At 72.7% G+C, this 22,797-nt stretch carries 15 protein-coding genes and 3 pseudogenes; 10 read left to right on the plus strand and 8 right to left on the minus strand.

Translation table 11 applies throughout. The annotated features are described in order from the left end of the window. Positions 1–206: 206 nt before the first annotated feature. Positions 207–1,322, minus strand: coding sequence for a basic secretory protein-like protein (locus ACWDRR_RS23080; protein ID WP_449774078.1), 1,116 nt, complete (start codon positions 1,320–1,322; stop codon positions 207–209). 268 nt (positions 1,323–1,590) lie between these two features. Here ACWDRR_RS23080 and ACWDRR_RS23085 point away from each other — a divergent pair, with 268 nt between their 5' ends. Further along, complete coding sequence (locus ACWDRR_RS23085; RefSeq protein WP_449774079.1) at positions 1,591–3,615, plus strand: protein kinase domain-containing protein; 2,025 nt, start codon at positions 1,591–1,593, stop codon at positions 3,613–3,615. Positions 3,616–3,694: 79 nt separating this feature from the next. On the opposite strand, the gene ACWDRR_RS23090 is transcribed toward ACWDRR_RS23085, so the two are convergent. Beyond that, entirely contained in the window at positions 3,695–6,811 is a 3,117-nt protein-coding gene (locus tag ACWDRR_RS23090; RefSeq protein WP_449774080.1) for an AfsR/SARP family transcriptional regulator, read from the minus strand. A 118-nt stretch (positions 6,812–6,929) separates the two neighbouring features. Beyond that, positions 6,930–7,790: an NAD(+)/NADH kinase gene (locus ACWDRR_RS23095; RefSeq protein ID WP_449774081.1), complete on the minus strand. Its 861-nt coding sequence runs from the start codon at positions 7,788–7,790 to the stop codon at positions 6,930–6,932. Positions 7,791–8,117: 327 nt separating this feature from the next. On the opposite strand from ACWDRR_RS23095, the gene ACWDRR_RS23100 reads away from it, so the two are divergent. Both ACWDRR_RS23100 and ACWDRR_RS23105 read left to right on the plus strand, forming a co-directional pair. Then, positions 8,118–8,504 (plus strand): peptidoglycan-binding domain-containing protein, encoded by a 387-nt coding sequence (locus ACWDRR_RS23100; protein WP_449774082.1) that lies wholly within the window; start codon positions 8,118–8,120, stop codon positions 8,502–8,504. A 234-nt stretch (positions 8,505–8,738) separates the two neighbouring features. Beyond that, the gene (locus tag ACWDRR_RS23105) at positions 8,739–10,076 is read left to right on the plus strand and encodes a GH1 family beta-glucosidase (protein WP_449774083.1); all 1,338 of its coding nucleotides are present in this window, start codon (positions 8,739–8,741) and stop codon (positions 10,074–10,076) included. A 660-nt stretch (positions 10,077–10,736) separates the two neighbouring features. On the opposite strand, the gene ACWDRR_RS23110 is transcribed toward ACWDRR_RS23105, so the two are convergent. Continuing rightward, a complete protein-coding gene (locus ACWDRR_RS23110) occupies positions 10,737–13,706 on the minus strand; it encodes an NACHT domain-containing protein (protein ID WP_449774084.1) in 2,970 nt (989 codons plus the stop codon). Between the two features lie 230 nt (positions 13,707–13,936). Between ACWDRR_RS23110 and ACWDRR_RS23115 the strand changes: the two genes are divergently transcribed. Next, positions 13,937–14,119, plus strand: coding sequence for a hypothetical protein (locus tag ACWDRR_RS23115; protein WP_449774085.1), 183 nt, complete (start codon positions 13,937–13,939; stop codon positions 14,117–14,119). 412 nt (positions 14,120–14,531) lie between these two features. Then, a pseudogene (locus ACWDRR_RS23120) lies at positions 14,532–14,663 on the plus strand (family 1 glycosylhydrolase); the annotation flags it as partial. 515 nt (positions 14,664–15,178) lie between these two features. Here the strand turns inward: ACWDRR_RS23120 and ACWDRR_RS23125 are convergent. Continuing rightward, positions 15,179–15,808: a winged helix-turn-helix transcriptional regulator gene (locus ACWDRR_RS23125; RefSeq protein ID WP_380342642.1), complete on the minus strand. Its 630-nt coding sequence runs from the start codon at positions 15,806–15,808 to the stop codon at positions 15,179–15,181. A gap of 81 nt (positions 15,809–15,889) precedes the next feature. Between ACWDRR_RS23125 and ACWDRR_RS23130 the strand changes: the two genes are divergently transcribed. From ACWDRR_RS23130 to ACWDRR_RS23140, 3 genes are read left to right on the plus strand one after another with little or no spacing between them, the layout of a single operon-like run. Next, a complete protein-coding gene (locus tag ACWDRR_RS23130) occupies positions 15,890–16,642 on the plus strand; it encodes an MBL fold metallo-hydrolase (RefSeq protein WP_375946412.1) in 753 nt (250 codons plus the stop codon). Between the two features lie 43 nt (positions 16,643–16,685). Continuing rightward, positions 16,686–17,330: an NAD(P)-dependent oxidoreductase gene (locus tag ACWDRR_RS23135; protein WP_375946411.1), complete on the plus strand. Its 645-nt coding sequence runs from the start codon at positions 16,686–16,688 to the stop codon at positions 17,328–17,330. Positions 17,331–17,333: 3 nt separating this feature from the next. Continuing rightward, positions 17,334–18,599, plus strand: a complete 1,266-nt coding sequence (locus ACWDRR_RS23140) for a multidrug effflux MFS transporter (protein ID WP_449774086.1) — start codon at positions 17,334–17,336, stop codon at positions 18,597–18,599. A gap of 217 nt (positions 18,600–18,816) precedes the next feature. Here the strand turns inward: ACWDRR_RS23140 and ACWDRR_RS23145 are convergent, their stop codons facing one another. Beyond that, positions 18,817–20,754: an AfsR/SARP family transcriptional regulator gene (locus ACWDRR_RS23145; protein WP_449774087.1), complete on the minus strand. Its 1,938-nt coding sequence runs from the start codon at positions 20,752–20,754 to the stop codon at positions 18,817–18,819. Between the two features lie 112 nt (positions 20,755–20,866). Between ACWDRR_RS23145 and ACWDRR_RS23150 the strand changes: the two genes are divergently transcribed. Continuing rightward, complete coding sequence (locus tag ACWDRR_RS23150) at positions 20,867–21,745, plus strand: alpha/beta fold hydrolase (RefSeq protein WP_449774088.1); 879 nt, start codon at positions 20,867–20,869, stop codon at positions 21,743–21,745. Between the two features lie 179 nt (positions 21,746–21,924). Continuing rightward, positions 21,925–22,140: a hypothetical protein gene (locus tag ACWDRR_RS23155; RefSeq protein ID WP_375942945.1), complete on the plus strand. Its 216-nt coding sequence runs from the start codon at positions 21,925–21,927 to the stop codon at positions 22,138–22,140. A gap of 7 nt (positions 22,141–22,147) precedes the next feature. On the opposite strand, the pseudogene ACWDRR_RS23160 reads toward ACWDRR_RS23155, so the two are convergent. Next, positions 22,148–22,534, minus strand: a pseudogene (locus ACWDRR_RS23160) (FeoA domain-containing protein); the annotation flags it as partial. Beyond that, positions 22,531–22,797: pseudogene (locus ACWDRR_RS23165) on the minus strand (transposase); the annotation flags it as partial. The pseudogenes ACWDRR_RS23165 and ACWDRR_RS23160, both read right to left, overlap by 4 nt.

The following is a 22,797-nucleotide window of genomic DNA, read 5'->3' on the forward strand; positions in this document are numbered from 1 at the left end:
CTGTCGGTGGACCGCGGCGCGGTTGCGGCTGCGGGTGACGGCAGGACACCAGGAGCGTGTCGACGATCGATCAGCAAGGCGTTGACGGCCGTGGTGCGGGCACCCGCCGGGTGTCGGGCCGCCCTCGTGCCGGGCGTCGTGGGCCGCCGACGCCGACGCCGACGGCCCGGCACCACGCGGGTGCCGGGCCGTCGGGAGGGCGCGACTTACTTGGGCATCTCGTTCCAGAGCTGCTGGGCGCTCTTGCCGGTGAGCTGGACCCAGATCCGGTCGTCGTAGTTCGTGGTGTTCAGCAGGTGCGCCAGGTCGGGCTTGCGATAGGTCTTCGAGACGTGGTCGATGAACCGGGCGGTCGCCTGGTAGCCGCTGTCGTAGCTGATGTCCGAGCCGAAGTGCTGGGCGCCGGTGCCCGGCTGGAAGTTGTAGTCGCGCACCCAGTCCGCCAGGCCCTCGCCCAGCCAGCCCGGGCGGGAGGTCGGGTTGCCCCAGACCGCGACGTGCACGGCCTCGTGCACCAGGAAGCCGGTGTCGCCCTTGTTGCTCCGGGTGTAGTCGATGTTGACGTGAATCTCCTTCACGCCGTCGTTGCGGACCGTGGTGTAGGCGGGGTTGAGCTTCAGGGTCGGGTCAAAGATGATCTTGAAGTAGGTGGGGGCGGCGAAGGCCCCCTTGGTGATCAGGTTCGAGATCGTCGGGTAGTAGTCCGCGACGGTCTGCTTCTGCTGCTCCAGCCACTGGCGGAGGTCCGGGGCCTGCGAGTAGTCCAGGTCGATGGTCGGGCGGCCGGCGCTCGGCGGGGTGGTGCCGGTGGCGCGGTCGAGGTTCCAGGACTGCGCCGGGTCCCCGGCGTCGCAGGAGGCGACCTTGGCGTTCAGGTCCGCGCCGCGGGCCAGGCAGAGGTTGCCGTCCGAGACGCTGTGCAGCAGCCAGGCCCGGCCGTTGCCCATCGAGGTGTTCTCCAGCCACCACTTCTGGTTGTCCGCGCCGATGTAGTTCCAGGCGCCGACGGTGTTCTTGCCCCGGTCGCGGTCGACCGCGTTGTTGGTGCCGGGCACCTTGACCGACCAGGCGCCGTTGCCCTCGTCCTTGACCGACCAGACCTGCTGGGCGGAGGACTCGTTCCAGTCGCGGACCACCACGTTGGAGCCGCTGTTCAGGCCGTCCCACTGGAGGGCGCCGCCCGCGTGGCTGGAGATCCGGTAGTCGGTGCCGCTGGACGGCAGCGGCTCGGCCGCGTTCGCGGTCCCGGCGCCGAAGGTCATCCCGGACACGACGGTCGCGGCGGACAGGGCGACGGCGGCGGCCGTACGACGGGTGATCATCTCGAAGGTCTCCTCTCGGGCGGCTCCCCCTGGAACCGGCCTGCCGCACATGCCACCGGGCGGCGGTGTACACGGCGTCGACGGGTCGTCAACGCGGGCGTCGAGGGGCCGTCGGCCGCACGCGCCCCGGGGGAGTGGCGGCCCGGCGGGCCCGGTAGCGTTCGGCAAGTCAGCGTTTATTCGCAGGTGAGAGGGTCGTGGACGCGACCGAGGGCCCGACCGGGGCCCGTGGCGGCGGGCGCGACGGCGAACGGGGTCGGGGAGGATCATGCGTGGCACCACGCTCGGGGACCGCTACCGGTTGGACGAGTGGCTCGGCGGTGGCTCGATGGGCGATGTCTGGCTCGCCGAGGACGAGGTGCTCGGCCGCCGGGTGGCCGTCAAGGTCCTGAAACCCGCGCTGCTGGACGAACCCGGCTTCGCGGAGCGCTTCCACGAGGAGGCCCGGGTGATGGCCCGGCTGCGGCACCCGGGCATCGTCGGCGTGCACGACTTCGGCTCCGGCCGCACGGACGGCGGCCAGTCCTGGACCACGGCCTGGGGGAACACCGGCCGCCCGATCGCGTACCTGGTCATGGAGCTGATCGACGGCGAGCCGCTGAGCAAGATCCTGGAACGGCGAGGTCTGCTCACCACCGAGGAGACGCTCGGGATGGCCCTCCAGGTGCTGGCGGCGCTCGACGCGGCGCACGGCGCCGGCGTCGTCCACCGGGACATCAAGCCGGCCAACCTGATGGTCCGCGAGGAGCACGTGGTCATCGCCGACTTCGGCATCGCCCGGCCCGGCTGCGACACCCGCCTCACCGTGCCCGGGATGGTGCTGGGCACCGCCGCGTACCAGGCGCCGGAGCAGGCGTCCACCGGCACCGTCGGCGCCTCGGCCGACCTGTACGCGCTCGGCGTCGTCCTCTACGAGTGCCTGTCCGGGCGGCTGCCGTTCCACGGGCAGACCGCGCTGGAGGTGATCCTCAAGCACCTGACCGAGCCCGCGCCACCACTGCCCGCGGACGTCCCGGCCCCGGTCCGGGCCCTGGTCGAACGGGCGATGGCGAAGGACCCGGCCGAGCGCTGGCCGGACGCCGCCACCATGGCGGCGGCCACCCGGGCGGCCCTCGACGGCGAACCGGTCGAGGGCCCGGCGGCGGGCACCGGGGGGCGTGCGGTGATCGTGGCCGCGGCGCGCCCGGTGGTCGTCACCGGGGCGACCGCGGTCACGCCCCGCCCCCCGGGCCGGTGGCGCGCGGCCCTCGGCGGCCGCCGTCGACGGACCCTGCTCGCGGCGGGGGCGGTGCTGCTCTGCTGCGTGATCACCGCCGGCGCGGCCACCGCGCTGCGCCTCCACGGGGACGGCGCCGCCGACGACGGCGGGTCGGCCGCCGGCGAGGCGCCGAAGCCCGTGCCCGGCCTGGCCGTCCCGCTCTCCGCCACGGCCGGTCAGGCCCCCGAGTCGGGCACGCCGTCCTCGCCCGGCGCCACGGCCTCCGGGTCGCCCGCACCGACCGCGCCGGGCGCCCCGGGCGTCCCGGTGGGCCCGGGCCAGAGCCCGGGCGCGGGTCCGGTGGTCGGACCCGGGGTCGGTGCCGGGGGCAGTACCGGGGGCGGGGTGCCGGGCACCCCCGACGCCCAGGGCGGCGCGTCGAACGCCCCCGGCCGACCGTCGACCGGCGCGCCGCCGCCCGGGGCGGCCTCGCCGTCGCCCGGCGACCCGGCCCCCGCCCCGGCCTACACGGCGGCTCCCCCGCCGACGCTCCCGCCCGCCTACCGCACGACACCGCCGCCGTCGTTCTCGCCCGCCCCGACCTACACGGCGGCTCCCCCGCCGATCTACACCGCTCCGCCGAAGTACACCACTCCGCCCTTCAAGCCGCCGACCGAGCCCGTCGCCCCGCTGCCGTCGCGCGCCAGGCTGAGCAACGGCGGGTCGGTGCTGTACGACCAGGGGGCGCTCAACCAGGACGGCAACCCCGTCGTCATGGCCCGCGACGACGGCAGCCCCGCCGCCGTCTGGACGCTGGGAGCGACCCAGAGCGGCGGGCGCTTCCTGTCCAACGGCGCCGCCCAGGACACCAGGGTGCTGACCCTCGACGAGACGACCTCCCGCGTGCAGCTGTGGCGCTCGCCGCCCTACGACCCGAACCAGATCTGGTCGCTCGTGCCGGTGGCCGGGGGCTACATGATCTACATCTCCAAGGACTCGTCGCGCTGCCTGTTCGCCGCAGGCTCCGCCGGGCCCGCCGCTGTCCGCCCCTGCGACGGCTCGCCCGAGCAGATCTGGACGGTCACCGCCGCCTGAGCGCCGACCCCTGGTCCCGACCCCCGACCCCCGGTCCCGGTCCCGGTCCCGGTCCCGTGACCGGGGGTCGGCCGTCGGCTCAGGCCGGGAGCCAGGAGGGCCAGCGCTGCGGGGGCGGGCCGGCGGGGTGGTCGCCGCCGAGCAGGGGCAGCAGGCGCTCGGCCTCGGGCGAGCCGATCGGGGCCAGGATGCCGTGCGCCTCCGCCCAGCAGGAGCGGGCCCGGGCCAGGTCCCCGGTCGGGCCCGGACCGCCGAAGCGGCGGTCCGCGAGGGCGTCGCCGAGCGCGGCCAGGGCCAGGCCGCGGCCGCGGTGGTCGCCGTCCAGGGTCAGCGCGTCGACCGCGCGGCCCGCCGCCTCGACCGCCTCCGCACCGCGCCCGGCCGCGCGCAGCGACTCGCCGAGCCCCAGCAGGACGCGGCCGGTCCGGCGGTGGTCGTACGGGTCGGTCAGGGCGAGCGCGGCCCGCTGGTGGGCGACCGCCTGGTCGTGGTCGCCGCGGTCGTGGGCGATCGTCCCGAGCGAGTCCCGGGCGCGTGCCTCCAGTTCACGGTCGGCCAGTTCATGGCTGACCAGCAACGACTGGTCGACCACCCGGTTCGCCGCGTCGAAGCGGCCCTGCCGGGCGAACGCCCCTGCCAGGTTGAGGAGTTCGGCGGCCAGTGCGCGCCGGTCGCCGACCCGCTCCCAGACCGAGACGGCGGCCGAGAAGCCGGTCACCGCCTCGTCGGGGCGGCCGATCTGGACGAAGCAGGCGGCCAGCGAGCCGTGGGCGAGGGCGAGCAGCGGCTGCGGGAGCCCGTGCGTGGTGCACAGGTCCCGGGCCCGGAGCAGCTCGGCGAGCGCCGAGGGCGCGGAGCCGACCTCGGTCAGCAGTCGGCCGAGCACCAGGCGGGCCCGGGCCTCCACCGTCCGGTCGCCCTGCTCCAGGGCGGCGTGCAGCAGGGCGTTGGCGGCGTGGCCGAGCGGGCGGGTGGCATGGCCGGAGTCGGCCAGCAGGCAGCAGCCGAGCAGCAGTTCGGCGAGCCGGTCGAGGGCCCCGGCGGTGGCGCCGACGGTGTGGGCGGCGGTGTGGGCGGCGGTGTGGGCGCCGGCGCCGGCGGGTCCGCCCGGCAGCTTGGCGCACTGGCTCACCAGCGCACCGACGCCCAGGTACTCCCCGACGGCGAGTCCGGACCGCGCCGCCGACGCCCCGAGCGCGGCCGAGACCCGCGCGTGGTAGTGGTCCGCCAGCCGGGTCAGGGCGCCCGCCGTTTCGTCGGTCCAGGCCGTCGCTCCGTCGGTCCCGGCCGCCGTTCCGTCGGTCCCGGCCGTCGCTCCGTCGGTCCCGGCCGTTGTTCCGTCGGTCCCGGCCGTCGGGTCGGCGTCCCCGCCGCCGTCCTGGCCGACCCGCTGGGCGAAGGCCCGCAGCAGGTCGTGGTAGCGGTAGTGGTCGGGGTGCGCCGAGATCTCCAGCATCGAGCAGTCCACCAGGCCCTCGGCGAGTTCCACGGCGGCCGGTTCGGGCAGGTCGAGCACGGCGGCGACCGCCGCCGGCGACAGGTCGGGCACCTCCGGGACGGCCAGCAGCCGGAAGGCGCGGGCCTGTGCGGAGTCCAGCTGGTCGTAGCCGAACCGGAAGGATGACTCGACGGCGAGGTCCCCGCTGCGCAGCGCGTCCAGCCGGTACCGGTCGCCGGTGAGCTTCGCCAGCAGCCGGGCGATGGTCCAGCCCGGGCGGCAGGCCAGCCGGGCGGCGAGGATCCGCACCGCCAGCGGCAACTGGCCACAGAGCCGGACGAGTTCGCGGGCCGCCTCCTCCTCGGCCGCCACCCGCTCGGCGCCGACCACCCGGGTGAGCAGGGTGACCGCCTCCTCGGCCGGGAGGACCGCGAGTTCGGCGAAGCGGGCGTTGGGCAGCGCTCCGAGCCGGGTCCGGCTGGTGACCAGGACGGAGCAACCCGCACTGCCCGGCAGCAGGGGCCGGATCTGCTCGGCGTCGCGCGCGTTGTCGAGCAGGACGAGGACGCGGCGGCCGGAGAGCAGCGAGCGGTAGCGGGCCGACCGCTCGGCCAGGCCCGCCGGGATCGCCTCCCCGACGACGCCGAAGGAGCGCAGGAAGACCGCCAGCGCCTCCTCCGGGCGGGTCGGGCGGCCGTCCGCGCCGTGCAGGTCGAGGTAGAGCTGGCCGTCCGGGAACTCGGCGGCGAGGCTGTGCGCGACATGGACGGCGAGCGCGGTCTTGCCGACCCCGCCCATGCCCGCGAGCGCCGCCACGGGCACACTGCCCGGCTCCCGCAGGGCGGCGCGCAGCGCCTCGGCCTCCGCCTGCCGGCCGGTGAAGTCCGCTGTGCTCGCCGGGAGTTGGGCCGGGACGAGGGTGGAGGCCGGGTCCGGCCCGGCCGGCGGATCGGCTGGCTCCGCGGGTGCCGGGAGGAGCGCCGGCCCGGTCGGTGCCGTCAGGGTGTCGTCCGCCGCGAGGATCCTGCCGTGCAGGTCGCGCAGGCCGGGGCCGGCGCCGACGCCCAGCTCGGCGCGGAGCCGGCGGTCCGCCGCCCGGAACGCCGCGAGCGCCTCGGCCTGCCGGCCGGAGCGGAAGAGCGCGAGCATCAGCAACTCGGAGAGCCGCTCGCGCAGCGGGTGCTCCTCGACGGCCGCGCTCAGCTCGGCGACCGCCTCGGCCCACCGGCCGCCGTCGACCTCCGCCTCCAGGCACGACTCGGTGACGGCGAGCCGCCGTTCGTCCCACTCCCGGCGCTGGCGCTGCGCGTAGGGGCCGGGCAGCCCGGACATCGGCTCACCGCGCCAGAGCGCCAGCGCCGCCCGAAGGGTGGCGGCGGCCTCGGGGTGGCGCCCGTCCGCGCGCCGGGCCCGGGCCTCGGCCAGCAGCGCCTCGCACCGCGCGGTGTCGAGGCCGCCGCCGCCCGTGAACAGGTACCCGCCGCTGACCGAGGTCAGCGCCTGCGCCCCGATGACCCGCCGCAGCCGGTGCACGTACGTCCGGACGACGCCGGTGGCCCTGGCCGGCGGCTCGTCGCCCCACAGGTCGTCGATCAGCTGGGCCCCCGAGACGTGCCGGCCCGACCGGAACAGCAGCGCGAGCAGCAGGCTCTGCTGCTGCGGCGAACCGAGCGACAGCTCCTCCTCGCCCCGCCATCCGCGCACCGGCCCGAGCACCGCGAACCGCAGCCCGTCCGATGCCTCGCCCTCGCCTGCCACGTCTTCCCCCTTCACCCGACGAAATACCCCCACCGGCATGATACCGACCGACGTTTCCCCTGCTCAGGCTACGTGCGGCAGCCCGGGGCCCGGTCTCCCGCCCGACCGGGCCGGAGGGTCAGCCGTGCTCCGCCGAGCCGGTGAGCCGGAGCTTGCGCTGAGCCCGCTGGTAGAAGGTGGTGCGGCCGAGCCGCACGACGCGTGCGGCGGCGGGCAGCATGGTCACCGCGACGACGTCGCCCGGTGAGACGTGGCCGACCAGCAGGCCGTCGGCCTCGACGGCGAGGTCCCCGCTGTGCGGCAGGACCTCCAGGTCGAGCCGCTCCCCGCTGGAGAGGAACACGGAGCGGTTGAACGCGGCGTGCGGGGCCACGGGCGTGATCAGCAGCCCCTCCGCGTTGGGGGAGACGATCGGGCCGCCGGCGGAGAAGCTGTACGCGGTGGAGCCGGTCGGTGTGGCGGCGACGACGGCGTCGGCGGTGTAGTCCACGAAGGGCTCGCCCTGGACCCGTACGGCGACCGCTGCGGACTTGTGCCCTGGGCTGCGCAGGAGCACGACGTCATTGAGCGCCGTCTGCTCGGTGGCCCCGAAGCGGGCGTGGACGCCCGAGCGGACCTCCACGGTGAAGCGCTGGGCGTCGATGGCGTCCAGCGCGGCGGGGAGTTCCGGGATGTCGACCTCGGCCAGGAAGCCCAGGCGCCCGACGTTGACGCCCAGGACGGGCGCGTGGCCCCCGGTCGCGAGCCGCATGGCGCGCAGCATGGTGCCGTCCCCGCCGAGGCTGATCAGCAGGTCGGCGTTGGCCGTCATCTCCTCGGCCTCGACCGGAACGGCCTGGCAGCCGATTCGTGCCACCTCGGCCGCCAGCCCCAGGACCTTCGTGCCCCGGGCCCGGCTCCACCGGACGACGGCGTCGACGGTGGGCGCGCAGGTGCGCTCGGGGTGGAGTACCAGCCCCACCGTGCCGATGAATCCCATCCGGGGCACCTCGATGTCGACCGGGTCGTTGTTCGCTCCCTCCAGTCATGCACATCCCGGGCCGGAACGCCTGGGCTGAGGGGTCCGACGGCGGCTCGGCGCGGGCTCTGCGCACGGGCCGGACGGTCGGGACCGGACGGTCGGTGTCTCCACCTTGTCGGCTTTTGTCATCCCAAAGCCCAGATCACGGCCTTGAGACAGCAGTGAGACGGTCTGGGTGGGCTTCGCCTTGGAATTGAAGGCCGTTCACGCGTCCTACGGTTGGAATCGCGCCGGACAAGCGATCCGGCGGTTGCACACGGTACGCGAGAACTCGGTGAACGCACGATGAAGCTGAACACGAAGTCAGTACTGCGCAAGGGCGCGGCCACCACGGTGGCGGCCTTCCTGCTGGTCGGGATCGGGGCCTCGACGGCGAGCGCGAAGCCCGGACTGCGGAACGTCTCCTACGGGGACCGCACCGCGGCCGCGACCTGCATCCAGCTGGCGCTCAACAACTACAACTCCCAGCGGTCCTTCCCGCACCCCGAGATGGCCCTGGACGTCGACGGTCAGTTCGGCGACGACACGCTGCGGGTCCTGAAGGCCTTTCAGCGGGCGAACGGCGTGGCCGCCGACGGGATCGTCGGCCCCATGACCGGCCACCTCCTCTACTGGGGCTACCTCAGCACCACCGACCCGTACTGCTGGTCGGTCCTCCCGACCAGGAACTGAGCCGGGCGCGCTCCTCGGCGGGCCGGTCACCACGGTGGCGCCCGGCCGGCCGAGGAGCGCCTCGGGGTCCGGCGGGGCCGGAGCAGCGTGCGACCGCGAGTCTCGGCGGCGGCATCTGGTGTTTTGGCAGAGAGGCACTAACATGAGTCACCCTCATGTTCTGGGCCGCCCATTGCCATCGCCACTGCCATTGCCACTGCCATCGCCATCGCCATCGCGAGCAAGGAGCACGCCGTGCCGAACCGACTCGACCTGCCGGCGGGGTTCCGCTGGGGTGTTTCCACCGCCGCCTACCAGATCGAGGGCGCGGTGACCGAGGACGGCCGCGGCCCGTCCGTCTGGGACGTCTTCGCCGCCCGCCCGGGCACCGTCCGGGACGGGCACACGGGAGCGGTGGCCTGCGACCACTACCACCGGTACCCCGAGGACATCGCCCTGATGAAGGGCCTCGGGCTGGACGGCTACCGCTTCTCGATCGCCTGGCCCCGCGTGCAGCCCACCGGCGCCGGCCCGGTCAACCCGCCCGGACTCGCCTTCTACGACCGCCTGGTGGACGCCCTGCTGGAAGCCGGCATCACCCCGCTGCCCACGCTCTTCCACTGGGACCTGCCGCAGGCCCTGGAAGACGCCGGCGGCTGGCTGAACCGCGACACCGCGTACCGCTTCGCCGAGTACGCCGCCGTCGTCGCCGACCGCCTGGGCGACCGGATCCCCGCCTGGATCACCCTCAACGAGCCCTTCGTGCACATGGTCTACGGCTACGCGCTGGGCATCCATGCCCCCGGCCGGACCCTCATGATGGACGCGCTGCCGGCCGCCCATCACCAGCTCCTCGCCCACGGACTGGCCGCCGCCGCCCTGCGGGAGCGCGGCCTGGAGGTGATGATCGCCAACAACCTCACCCCGGTGTGGCCCGCCTCCTCCTCGGACGCCGACCTCGCCGCCGCCGAGGCCTACGACGCCCTGCACAACCGCCTGTTCACCGACCCGGTCCTCCTCGGCCGCTACCCCGACCTCGCCGCCTACGGCGTCGGACCCGACCTCGGCGGCTGCGTCCACGACGGTGACCTCAAGCTGATCGCCGCCACCCCGCTCGACGGCCTCGGCGTCAACTACTACAACCCCACCCGCATCGCCGCCCCCACCGACCCCGGTCTCCCGTTCACCTTCGTCGACATCCCCGACGTCCCCCACACCGCCTTCGGCTGGCCCGTCGTCCCCGACGGCCTCCGCGAACTCCTCACCGGCCTCCGCGACCACTACGGCGCCGCCCTCCCACCCATCACCATCACCGAGAACGGCTGCTCGACGACCGAGACCAGCGAGGACCAGCCCCGCATCGACTACCTGTCCGCCCACCTCGACGCCCTCGCCGAGGCCGTCGCCCAAGGCGTCGACGTCCGCGGCTACTTCACCTGGTCACTGATGGACAACTTCGAGTGGGCCGAGGGTTACCACCAGCGCTTCGGCCTGGTGCACGTCGACTTCGAGACGCAGAAGCGCACCCCGAAGGCCTCCTACGCCTGGTACCGCGACCTCATCGCCGCCCACCGGGCTTACCTTTCAAGGTAGTTGGTTGCCTGGCCGCTGCGGGATGAGTTGGCCGTCCGGCACGGCCGAGAGGCCATCGGGATGGCGCGGCCCGCAGCAGCTGCGCCCCGGGCACAGCCCAAAGACAGGGTGTTCGACAAGTCCGCAGCCCATCGCCAGTGGTTCGGCCATGCTCCGGTACTGGCTTGGACGTCCACGCGAATCCGGGGACGCTCACCACCACGCTTCCGAACGACTGGAGTTGTGCGGAGCGGCTTCCGCTGCGTGAGGGTCTGAGTAGTGGGGCGCCTGGTCGTCGTGCCGACCAGCAGGGCAGGGTGGGGGCCATGGCAAGTGGGGCCAATCCTGCGGCGTGGCACTCGGTACGCAAAGGCGGCCTTGCCGCAAGTACCTCCGGAGCGTGGAGGCGTCACGCTTTCGGTCCTGGGTACCCGTTTGGTCCTGCTGTACCGGATTGATGAGGCCGAGCATCGCCGGCGGCAGGCGGTCGGCGCCGAGCGGCCGGACAGCATCCTCGTGTTGGAGTGCCTGCTCGGTCTCCCAGTCGACCTTCCCGTTCCGGTGGGTGCCCTCTCCGGGCGGGCCGAGGTTCGTCACCGTTCTCGTGGAGCGGTCGAGTGGGACACGAAGCTGGTGACGCGCCGTGCGGTCCGGCCGCTCGTCGTTGACCTCGCGGTGCCTCTACCAGACGTCGTCGCCCGGTTCCGACATATGGCGGGCGACGATCTTGGAGGCCCTTGCGCGAAGGCCGTTTCTCAGCGCGGTGTCCCGGGCCAGTTCGGTGAGGAGTGCAAGACCGATTTCGCGGTGGCCCTCGACTGTCAAGAGGCCCTCCGCCGCGTCGACCCGGACCCCCGCGCTCATCCCGGTCAGGTCGGCGCAGCGGGCGAACTCGGTGAGCAGGGCCACGGCCTTGCTCCGGTATTCCTCGATGTCTGTCAGTACACCGACGGCCATCAGCTGCATGTCGGCCTCGTGGGTGTTCGGGGAGGCCGAACGCGCTCGGTCATCGGTGTCGTTCAGGGCCTCATTCACGTCGACGCCGAAGCCTTCCCTGGCGAAGTGCAACAGCAGTTCTGCTCCGGTTGTCTGGTGGACGTCCAGCCCGGCGAGTGCCTCAGCAGCCTGGACGCGAGTGAATCCGTCGATGGACGTGTCACGGGCGAACTCGCCCAACAGCCGGGCACCGTGGTCTCGATGCCGTTCGAGGCGGCTGAGGAAGGTCGCCGCTTCAACAGCAGGCGGCCCATGGGCCGCAGGGTGTTCCGCGAATAGGCGGAGCAGGACCGCAGCCTCATCCTCGTGTCCGTCCAGCCCGGAAAGCGTCCCGGCCGCGCGGACCTGACGTGGAGCTCTGATCGTGTTGTCCTTCGCGAGCCGGAGGAGGAGCGCGGCTCCCTCGTTCCGGTAATCGTCCATCGCCGCGAGCGACTCTGCCGCCTGCGTGCGACTCCCGGCAACGAGTTCCGTGTCGAGGGCGATGCGGTGGAGTTCCCGAGCAGCGGTATCGCGGTGGCAGTGCCCGGACCGGAGATAGCGGAACGCGGCGATCGAGGAAATACCGCTCGGGCTCCTCCCTACCGCCAACTGTCCCAGAATGGCGACGCCTTGCTTGTGGTATCCGTCCGCCTCGGTGAGGAGGAATGCCGCCCAGGCTCGGTCGGCGCCATCGAGGGTCCCGTCCTGGGCAAGGTTCAGGAGGAGGTTACAGGCCTCGGTGGCCTGCCCGGGAAGGGTGGCCAGCGCCTGGGCGGCCCGTACCCTTTCGCGTGCGTCCACCGTGCTGCTCCGAGCCAGTTGTGCCAACCCGCGTGCGGTGCTCGTGTGCGGCAGCACCGTACGTAGCAGTGCCTGTTCGATCAGGAAGTATCCGAGCTCCCGCAGGCTCTCCCATTTGATGGCCCGCTCGACAGCGGTCTCGATGCACTGGACTCCCGCCTCGGCGTACACGTCCTGCTCGGTCAGCAATTCGTCGACGAGGAAGCCCAGGTACGACGGCTCGGCGACCCGTGCGTCCGGCAGCATGTCGTTCCCGAACAGCTCCACGAGCAGAGCAGCGCGTGCTGTGTCGTCGCGTGTGGCGTGTCGCGCGGCGCAGTGCTCCAACACGGTCTGGTGCAGGAAGTGAAAGTCCCCGCCCTGCTGAACCAGTATGCCCGTCGGCCGCAGTAGGTCGGCGAGGAAGGCGTGCCAGTGTTCCTGGGAGATGCTGCGTGGGCGGGCGAGGTCGGAGTGGGCGGCGAGGAGCTCGATGGCGGGTGTGGGATCGCCGGTGATGCGCTTGTACGCGAGCTCGTTGATGAGGTCGGGCAGGGTGTCGCGGACGTGCTCGGCGAGCGCCTCGGCGGCTCGGACGTCGCGCGGAGTCTGGTAACGGGTGGCGAGGTTGCGAACCGCCTCCGAGTGGGTGTGGGCGATCCGTTTATGGGTGTTCTGGTGGTAGAGCAGCTCGAGGAAGGAGCGGTATACCTCGGACCGCCCGGTGGGCAGTTGGCGGTCCGGGGCGGCTTGATGGAGATGACAGAGCATCGCGGCCATCAGTGGTGTCCGGGCGAGGGCGTCGAGTCCGGAATCCCACAAGGCGGAGATGAACGCTTCGATGTGACGCTCAGGGTCGTCCGTTCCGCGGAAGCAGTGCCTCGCGTACGCCGCGACGTCGGCTGCCTCGAAGGGCTGGAGTTCGAACCGGGGGACCCCGCTACCCAGCATGCCGACGTCCGAGTCGGGCAGTGGTCTCGTCGCCACGACGAAGCTCCACGGTGCGGTCGCCGAACGGGTCGCCGTGGCGATCAGATTGAGCACCCGGCCCCGCGCCGAGCTGTTGGCGACCTCGTCCAGCCCGTCGACGAGGACGAGCCATCGGCCGCCGGGCAGCGGAGGTTGGCGGAACAGTTCCGCAGTGGGCTGGTCGAGTAGGGCGTACGGCGCGAGATCGTCAGCGACGGCGTCGGCGATGGCCTGAGGCAGCACCGCCGTGCCGGTAAGCGCGGCGGCGTTCACCAGCACCGGGACGGTTTCCGGTCCGACCTCCTCCTCCAGGAGGTGGGTCGCGGCTTCGATGAGGTGGTGGCGCAGCAGGGTCGACTTGCCGCCGCCCGGTCCGCTCTGGAGGACGCAGATCCTGCTGTCCGCGTCGAAGACCACCTCGGCGGGCGTGGCCTGCGCAGCCTCAGCCGCACCGCTCAGGCCATGTACCTGCTGACGGACGTACAGCTCGCTGACAGGCGGCACGGCGAGCAGCTCGTCTTGGTAGGGCGACCTGGCGGCCGCGGCGCACACAGCGGTCAGGTAGTCCCGTATTTGCGCAGGGAATTCGGGTTTTGCGGCCGCCGGGAGAGCCGCCACCTTGGCGGCGCGCCACACCTGAGCCCAGACCGCCTGCGTCGCGAGGATATGTTCCTTCGGCCGGCGGTCCGGAACCTTGGCATTCCATGCGAGTAGGACCGAGACCACGTCCCACAGATCGGCGAAGTCATTTGCCGGGCGTCCCTTGGTGAACCACTCCGAGACGGTCGAGGTGGATAGCGGGGCTCCGCTCGGCCTTCGGCGGTTGGCCTCCTCGATGGCCGCCTTGCGTGACCTGCCCGGGGCCCGAACCGCGTCCTCCAGCGTGCGCAACCGGTCCCGCAGCGCCGCGCGTTCGGCTGTCATCCGCTCCGCTCGACCTCTCTCCACGGGTCAAACCTATCCGATCGCATCCGACGGATCCGTCCGGGTGCTCGCTCGGACCCCGGTTGCCTCTGTGCTGACCTCGCGAAACGCTGCCGAAGCGACTGCCGGGCGCCCACCGGGTCCGACCAGTCCGATATCCGTACCGCCGAGCGTGGCCACCCGGCTGACATGGGGTCCGCAACTTCGTCCGAGGTAGGGAGTCATCCACAATGGACCCGCTCATCCTGGCTGCTGCGACACCCGTCGCCGGCCTGCTGATTGCCACCGTGGCCGCCGTCGTGCTCACGGTCGTCGCCCTGCGCGGCACCCCCGCCCGGGAGCGCGCCCCGATTATCAAGGCGTTGGCTGACCTGGTTCGCGCGCTCCGAGGCGGTGGCCGCCGCCCGAGGTGACGTGGCGCATGACCGGCCGGATGCGGGGCGGAATCCGAGTCAGTTTTGCCGAGATCGGTGAGAACGGCAGGGGTACCCCCCTCGTTCGTCCCGGCTGATCCCGGGCAAGCGTAGTCGGGATGCCATGGCAGGAAAGGGCGTTCGGCGGATCAGGAACCCGGCGACCTCCCAGGCAGGGCACACCTGCGGTCAGCCCGGCCGGCCCTGTCACAGCCTCACTCCTGTGCTCGTGGCCGGGCAACGGATGGTTCCAGCAGGCTACGTCCACGGGGCTGTGGCCCTGGTCGGGCTGCCTCAGCAAGGGGGGCGGACCGGCTGGTCGGAGTGGGGCGTCCGTCCTCTGTAGTTGTCCTGAAGGCAAGGTGATACACGATGGAGAACGGGGTGCCGGGTAGAATGACTGCCCGTTCGATGGGCCGAGGGGTACGAGCAGCGCTTCGGGCTCGTGCACGTGGACTTCGAGACGCAGGTGCGCACGCCGAAGGCGTCGTACGCGTGGTACCGCGACCTGATCGCGGCCCATCAGGCCCGGCACCGACGCTGAGGCTGTGAGCCGTACAGGTACAGCTGGCTTGGGGGCGGGCCGCGCAGGCTCAGGGGTGTTGGACCGATATGCCGCGCGCGGAACTGAAACCGCCATCCGCGCCATCTCCCGGCCGCTCTCGTCCTCCACGAGCACCACCGCTACGGCCTGGCGTGGTACGGCCGTCGTGATCCTCATGTGCACGGTCTCACCCTCGGGGATGCGCACGCCGCCGCCCAGGGCGCGATTCCCAGCGGCGTGGGCGGTCAGCACACGGTAGGTCCGACCGGGATTCAGACCGGTCAGTACCACGGGAATTTCGGTCCCCCATGCGTGCGGGACCATCTGCCCCTCGCGGGTCACGGCGACATGATGCTGTGGTTCCGTTGGCCACGGCCCGAGCCAGACCGTGGTAGTGATCGCCGCGGCCACGGCAGCCGGTCCCAGCAGCCCGTTGCGCACGACAGAGGACCGTTTTCGAGACCGGCGCAGACTCGGTAGGGCTTGAGGTCGCAGTCTCGCGCGCGGCCGGTCGTTCAGCGGGGCAGGATGCGCAGTACTGCCTCGCGATTGCCGCTGAGCTGCAGGCCTTGCTGTACCGCGGCGCTCAGATCGAGGTCGCCGAGCAGGGTCGCGGCCAGCAGGTGCGGTGGTCCGGTCAGGGACGCGGTGGGGTGGTCGACCCGGCCGGCGTGGGTGTGCACCGAGCCGTCCTTGACTTCGATGACCAGGTCTTCGTTGCCGTCGGCGTGCAGTTGCAGGGCGATTGCCGGCTGGTCGGGACGGTGGTCGGTCAGTGCCCGGGCGGGCATGTCCAGCCAGTGGGTGCGGAAGGTGTCGCTGCCGGCCGGCTCGCGCAACAGCGGAATTCCCCATCGGCTCAGTTCCTGCAGCACCGGCTCCAGCGCGCGGCCACGCTCGGTGAGGGAGAACAGGGTGGTGGCCACCGGCGGCGGGGCGGCCTTGCGGTGGATCAGGCCGGCTTCCTCCAGTTCGCGGAGCCGGTCGACCAGCAGATTACTGGCGATCCCGGGCAGCCCGTTGCGCAGGTCGGTGTGCCGGCACGGACCCAGGGCGAGCAGTTCACGGACGATCAGCAGGGTCCACCGGTCGCCGATGGTGTCCAGTGCTTTCGCGATGCCGCAGTACTGCCCGTAGGTGCGCATGCCACCACCCTACCTTGCGGCGTTGAGATTCAGAACTCTCTTGTTGACTTTCTCAACAACGGCGGTCTAGCGTCGCTGCCCATGACCACCACCCTTTCCGTGCGTCGGCTGGCCTGGGCCGGCGTCGAGATCCGTCTCGGCGACACCCGCCTGCTGATCGACCCGCTTGAGAACGTCGCTCCGCTGGCGCCGGTGATGGGGCCGCCGCACCGGCCGGTCGACCCGGTCGACACCCCGCCCGGCACCCACGCCCTCATCACCCACCTGCACCCCGACCACTACGACCACGACCTGATCGCCCGGATCGCGGCCACCGGCACGATCGGCTGCCACACCCCGAGCGCGGCGGCGCTGCAAGAGGCGGGCATCACCCCCGTTGCCCAGGACCTGGGCCGGTCACGCCGCATCGGAGAGCTGACCGTCACCCCGGTGACCTCGCTGGACTGGCGCGGCAACGACTGCGACCAGGTCGCCTGGGTCGTCGAAGGCGCCGGTCGGCGGATCATCCACTGCGGCGACACCCAGTGGCACGGCAGCTGGTGGCAGATCGCCCGCGACCACGGCCCGTTCGACGTCGCGTTCGTCCCGGTCAACGGCGTCATCGCCCACTTCGAGGGCTACGCGGCCAACGTCCCGGCGACCATGACCCCCGAGCAGGGCGTCGAGGCCGCCGTCGCGCTCGGCGCCGGCACCGTCTGCGCCATGCACTACGGCCTGTTCCACAACCCGCCGTTCTACACCGAACAACCCGACATCGAGCAGCGCTTCCAGCACGCCGCCGACGAGCGCGGCATCACCGCGGCCATCATCGCCGACGGCCGGCCCGTCCTTTGACCATCAGAAGACATCAGAGACCATCAGAAACAAGGAGCAACACATGAAGATCGTCCTGTTCGGTGCCGGCGGCAACATCGGCCGGCCCACCACCGAGGAACTACTGCGTCGCGGCCACACCGTCACCGCGGTCACCCGAGCCGGCCACGTCGACGGACTCAAGCACAAGGCCCTGACCGTGACCACCGGTGACGTCACGGACGCCGCCGCGGTCGCCGGCCTCGCCGCCTCCCACGACGCCGTACTGTCGGCCGTCGGCCCCCGGATCGGCCAGGAGGACGACCGCGCCACGATCGTCGGTGCCGCCCGTGCGCTGATCGACGGACTCCGCCGAGCCGGCGTCACCCGCCTGGTCACCATCGGCGGTGCCGGCAGCCTGCGCACGCCGACCGGCGCCCGGGTCATGGACGACCCGGACTTCCCCGCGCTGTGGAAGGCCAACGCCGAGGCCCAGTCCGAAGCGCTCGACCTCTACCGCGGCGTGCACGACCTCGACTGGACGTACGTGTCGCCCGCCGCGGTCATCGCAGCGGGCGAGCGGACCGGGGCCTACCGCAGCGCCGGGGACACCCTGCTCACCGACGACGACGGCAACAGCCGCATCTCGTACGCCGACTACGCGATCGCCTTGGCCGACACGATCGAGAGCGGCACCGCGATCCGCCGCCGCATCACCGTGGCGTACTGAGCCATGAGCAACGACGCCGCCGGCCCGCACACCCGATTCATCGTCCTGCTCGCAGCGCTTGTAGCCCTGGGACCACTGTCCATCGACGGCTACCTGCCCGGACTGCCGGACCTCGCCGGCGACCTGCGCGCCGGCGCCGCGGCCACCCAGCTCACCATCACCGCCTGCCTGGCCGGGCTGGCCGTCGGGCAGCTGATCGCCGGGCCGCTGAGCGACACCTACGGCCGGCGGCGTCCGTTGCTGGCGGGCCTCGCCCTCTACACGATCGCCAGCGCGTTCTGTGCGGTGGCGCCCGACGTCCCGACCTTCGTCGGCCTACGCCTGGTCCAGGGCATCGGCGGGGCGTTCGGCATCGTCATCGCCAACGCCATGGTTCGCGACCGCACCTCCGGAACCCGCACCGCACGTCTCTTCTCCACACTGACCTTGATCACCGGCCTGGCGCCGGTGCTCGCGCCGGTCCTCGGCGGCCAGCTACTGCGCGTCACGGCCTGGCCTGGAATCTTCGTGGCCCTGGCCGTACTCGGCGCCGTGATGCTGGCGGCCTGCGCCGCAGGACTGCCGCAGACCCGGCCCTCCGCGTCACGCCGGCCGCTGCCGGCTGTCATCGGGCAACTGCTCGGCGACCGGGTCTTCACCGGGTACGTCCTGGCCAACGGCCTGGTCTTCGCGGCGATGTTCGCCTACATCTCCGGCTCGCCGTTCGTCCTGCAGGAAATCCACGGCCTGTCACCGCAGCAGTACAGCGCCGTGTTCGCCGCCAACGCCGCCGGACTCGTCGCGGCCGCCCGGATCAGCGGCCGGCTGGTGGCCCGGGCCGGCGCCCGCGTGCTGCTGCTCGCCGGTCTGCTGGGCGCGACAGCCGGTGGCACCACGGTCCTGGGCGCGGTGCTGACACGGGCGCCCCTGCCCGTGCTCCTGATCGGCCTGTTCGTCCTGGTCTCCAGTGTGGGCCTGGTCATGCCGAACGCCGCGGCCCAGGCCCTGGCCGGCCACGGCGGACACGCCGGGTCGGCCGCCGCCCTGCTCGGCTTCAGCCAGTTCATGTTCGGAGCGGCACTTGCTCCGCTGGCCGGCGCGGGTGGCGCCACCGACGCCTTGCCGATGGGAATCGTCGTCGCCGTGCTGCCGGCGCTCGCCCTGCTCACACTCGGCGTCCTCACCCGGTCGATGCCCGGTGAGCGCACCCGCAGGCCGGCCCGCCAAGGACCTCCCGGGCACCGGCGACCGCGCCGGCACACCGATCGCAGACGGGCCCGCATCAAGTGAATCGGGCCGGCGGCCCGGGCCGCGGTCCTCCGGCACGATCACCTCAAGCCATTACGGAGCGGGGGTACGAGGGTGAGCAGGTGGATCACCACGCGTGGCGCCGAGCCGCCGCGACTGCCTGGTGTCGGCCACAGACGCCCCTGAACGTCATGGCGACCTGATCCCGCGGGCCGTGAGGTGAGCGCGGACGGGCCCGGGGCTCGCGGACGGCGGTCGCTCACCCCGCTCCGGCGCATGCCTCCGCTTCTGCCAGGTACCGCGCCACCGGGCCCAGGGTCAGCAATCCGCTGGCGGCGCCCGCGTGTTCTGCACGGGCATCACGCAGGGCAGCCGCAGCGCGGGCGGCGATTCCGCGCTCGCCGAGGCGTACGGCGGCACGGGCGGTCAGGCACCACATGGCCTCCTGCATGTGGTCACGCGGTGGTTCGGGCACCGCGGCGAGGGCGGTACGGGCCTGCTCGCCCCGGTTCTGGGCGAGCAGCACGAGGGGTCGCGTCCAGGGCCCGTACGGGCCCCAGTCGAGGTGCGGGTCGGTGGGCGCGGGCCGGTCGTGCAGCAGGCGCAGTCCCAGCAGGGCGAGCGGGAAGAGGCCGCGGTGCAGCCCCGGCATTCCGGCCGTCCGGAGGGTGTCCTCGGCGGCGCGGTAGTGCGCTGCTGCCGTGGCGGCGGTCGGTCCGCCGGGTTCGGCGCTGCGGGCGGCCGTGGCCCGGGCCCTGAACCACCCGGTGAGGACGGGGACGAGGGGTGCCTCGGTGGCGGCGGCGAGCCGGTCGGCTGCATCGGCGTGCGAGGTCGCGGCGTCGAGGTCGCCGAGGGCCGAGGCGGATTGCAGGCGGACGAGTCGGCCGAGTACGGCGAAGTTCGGCAGCTCGTGCTGGGTGGACAGGTCGAGGATCTCGGCGCCGATCCTGTCCCGTGCCGCCGCGAGCCCGGGGCCGCTGAAGGACTGCAGGAACACCCCGTTGAGGGCGAAGGCCAGCAGGGCTGGATCGGCCAGGTCCCGTGCCAGCGCCTCTGCCTGACGCGCCGCCTGCTGCGCGTGCTTCAGCTCGGTCCCGGACAGATCGGCGCTGCGGCTCTCGACGGCGACCGTGGCCAGGAGGCGGGCGCGCAGGTCGGCGGGGCCGCCTGGTCCGAGCCCGGTGAGCGTGCGCTCGGCAGCAGCGACGACGGCGCGGGACTGCTCCGGGTCATCGGCCCGGCTCCAGATGGCGGGCACGTCGTAGGCGCCGATGATGCGGGCGGTCAGGGAGAGGTCGCCCGTGCGTTCCGCCGCCCGGACGGCGGCGAGGCGGTCGCGCCGCGAGTGGACGAGGGCGTCGCCACCCGCCAGTGCGAGGGTGCGGGCCAGATCCACGGTGGTGCGCGGGCCGAGCCGGACACCAGGGCCGGTCCACGCGGTACGTGCTCCTTCCGGGCGCGCGGACCCGTTGAGGATGTCCCTCTCCAGGCGCTGCAGGTCGCCACCGGGGTCGAGTCCGAGTTGGCCGACGAGCATCGCGCGGGCGCGGCGGAGAGCGGCCAGCGCGTCGGCCCGGCGGCCCGCGCGGTACAGCGCGCGGGCAACCAGCTCCCAGGCCGACTCGCGCCACGGGTGTTCGGCGACATGGGCACCCAGTTCGGCGACGAGATCTGCCCCTTCCCCGGAGTCGAGGAGGATGCGGGCGCGCACTTCCACCCCGTCCAACCTGAGCTCCTCCAGCCGGGTCTGCTCGCGCTGCGCCCATGGGGAGCCGGTCACATCGGCGTAGGCGGGTCCGCGCCAGGCCGCGAGTGCCGCGCCGAGGTCGGTCACCGCCTCGGGGGTGCGGCGGGCTCGGGCCAGGGCGTCCTGGAACCGATGGACGTCCACGTCCTCGCGCGGCAGGCGCAGCGCGTAGCCGGGACCTTCGGTGACGATGACGCGCGGCGGATCGCGGGGCGGTCGGTCGGGTTCGAGGGCGCGGCGCAGCGCGGCGACGAAGGTGCGCAGCGCGCCCACGGCGCGGGCAGGTGGATCGGTCCACAAGTCATTGACGAAGGTGTCGGTGGTGACCATCCGTCCCTCGGCGGCGACGAGCCGGGCGAGTACCTCACGATGGCGGGGTCCGCCCAGGTCAACCGGGCTGCCGTCGTCGTGGAGGGCCCGCACCGCACCGAGCACGTCGATTCGCATGCTCCTATCCTCCGGGCCAGGGGCCGGCTGCGCCCAACCGTACTGATCGGCTGCTGATCGCTGTCGCCCAAGCTGATCCGGTCAAGTCCCCGACCCGCAAGGATGCTCCCTCATGACGCTCACCATTCCCGGCTTCGATCACATCCGCCTGCCCGGCGCGGACGGTGTGGAGCTGGCTGCCGCTGTCGGCGGCAGCGGCAGCCCGGTCGTGCTGTTGCACGGTTTTCCCCAGACCCACCTGATGTGGCGGCACGTCGCCGAGCGTCTCGCCGACGAGCACACGGTGATCTGTCCCGACCTGCGGGGCTACGGCGCCAGCGACAAGCCGGCGGCCACTGACCCCGATGTGTACGCCAAGCGCACCATGGCCGCCGACGTCGTGACCCTGGCGGCGGCGCTCGGGCACGAGCGCTTCGCCCTCGTCGGCCACGACCGGGGAGCCCTGGTCGCCTTCCGGGCGGGGTTGGACCACCCTGAGACCATCACGCACCTGGGCATTCTCGACATCGTGCCGACGCTCGACATGTGGAACGTCCTGCACGGCGCCTCGGCGTCGGTCGGTTACCACCTTTTCCTGATGGCGCAGCCGCCGGGCCTGCCGGAGGCGATGATCGCAGGCAGTGCGGACGCGTTCTTCGGCTCGTTCCTCGACGCCTGGGCCAACGACCCGACCACCATGCCCGAAGAGGTGCGTGCCGAATACCTGCGCGCGAGCGCCGCGGCGGTGACGTCGATCGTCGCGGACTACCGGGCCTCGGCGGACATCGACGTCACGCACGACCAGGCGGACCTGGACGCCGGGTCGCAGCTGGCCATGCCCGTGGCGGTCGTCCAGCAGGACTGGGGTGCGCAGCTCGGCTACGACGCTGTCGGGGTGTGGACGGCATGGGCGCCGGATCTGGACCACCGGCTGACCCGAGCCGGGCACTTCATGGCCGAAGAGGCACCCGACGAGATCGCGGCCGCGATCCGGGACCTGCTGGCCCGCTGAGCCTTCTGCTCTCGACTCGCCGGCCGGGCCACGGCCGGTCGGCGAGCGCCGACCACCCTCCGCCTGCGCGTGCTCGCCGGCCGCCCACTCCGCCACCGGGCCCGCCACATCCTCGCCGCCTTCGAGCAGCTGCGGCCCGGCACCGTGACGGCCGTCGACGTCCGCGTCGGCGCCGCCCCGTGGTGCAGCCCGGCCAGGGCCCCGGCGGCCGGCCCACCACGCGGCCGGCCCGGTCCTCGCTCACCGACCACCACACCTATCGGGAGCTGCGCCGCCGGATGAGCGAGGACGCCACCGCCCGCCGAGCCGCGCTCGACGAAGCCGCAGCGAGCCCGAGCACGCCCAACGGCCCGCAAAACGCGGACACCCCGGCCACGATGATGAGCGGCATGTGACGGCTGCTCAGTGCGCGGTCACGAAGACATGCGCGGCCGCCCGTGCGGGAAGTTCCGCGGCCCCTTGTGCGTTGGCGACCATGACACCGTCGGGCGACGGTGTCACCTGCACGACGGCGCCGGGCTGCACCCCGGCGCGGCGCAGGGCGTGCATCAGCCGGAGATCGGCCTGGATCGGCTCTCCGATGCGGTGTACGACCGCGCTCGCGCCGTCCGGGGCCCGCCGGAAGTCGTTGAGACTGATCAATCCCTTCAATTCCTCCCCGAGGGACGGGTCCGTTGTGTTCTTCTTGTCGAGCTCCTCCAGGCCCGGGATCGGGTTGCCGTAGGGGGATGTGGTCGGGTGTTGCAGCAGGTGCAGGACGCGGCGTTCGACGGCTTCGCTCATCAGGTGGCGATGCCCCGCCAGGCCTTCAGTCTGTTGATCAGGCGCTCGACGGTGTTCCGCTCTTTGTAGAGTTCGGTGTCGTGGTCGACGGGTCGCCCGCCCCTGCTGCCCTTCCGTTTCCGGCTGGCAGCCTGGTCCATCTTCTCCGGGATGACGGCCTTGATGTTGCGTTTGCGCAGGTAGGCGCGGTTGGCGCGGGACGAGTAGGCCTTGTCCGCGGCGACCGCGCCGGGCCGGGTGCGAGGCCGGCCGGCGGGAAGGCGCACGCG

Source organism: Kitasatospora sp. NPDC003701 (assembly GCF_053587085.1).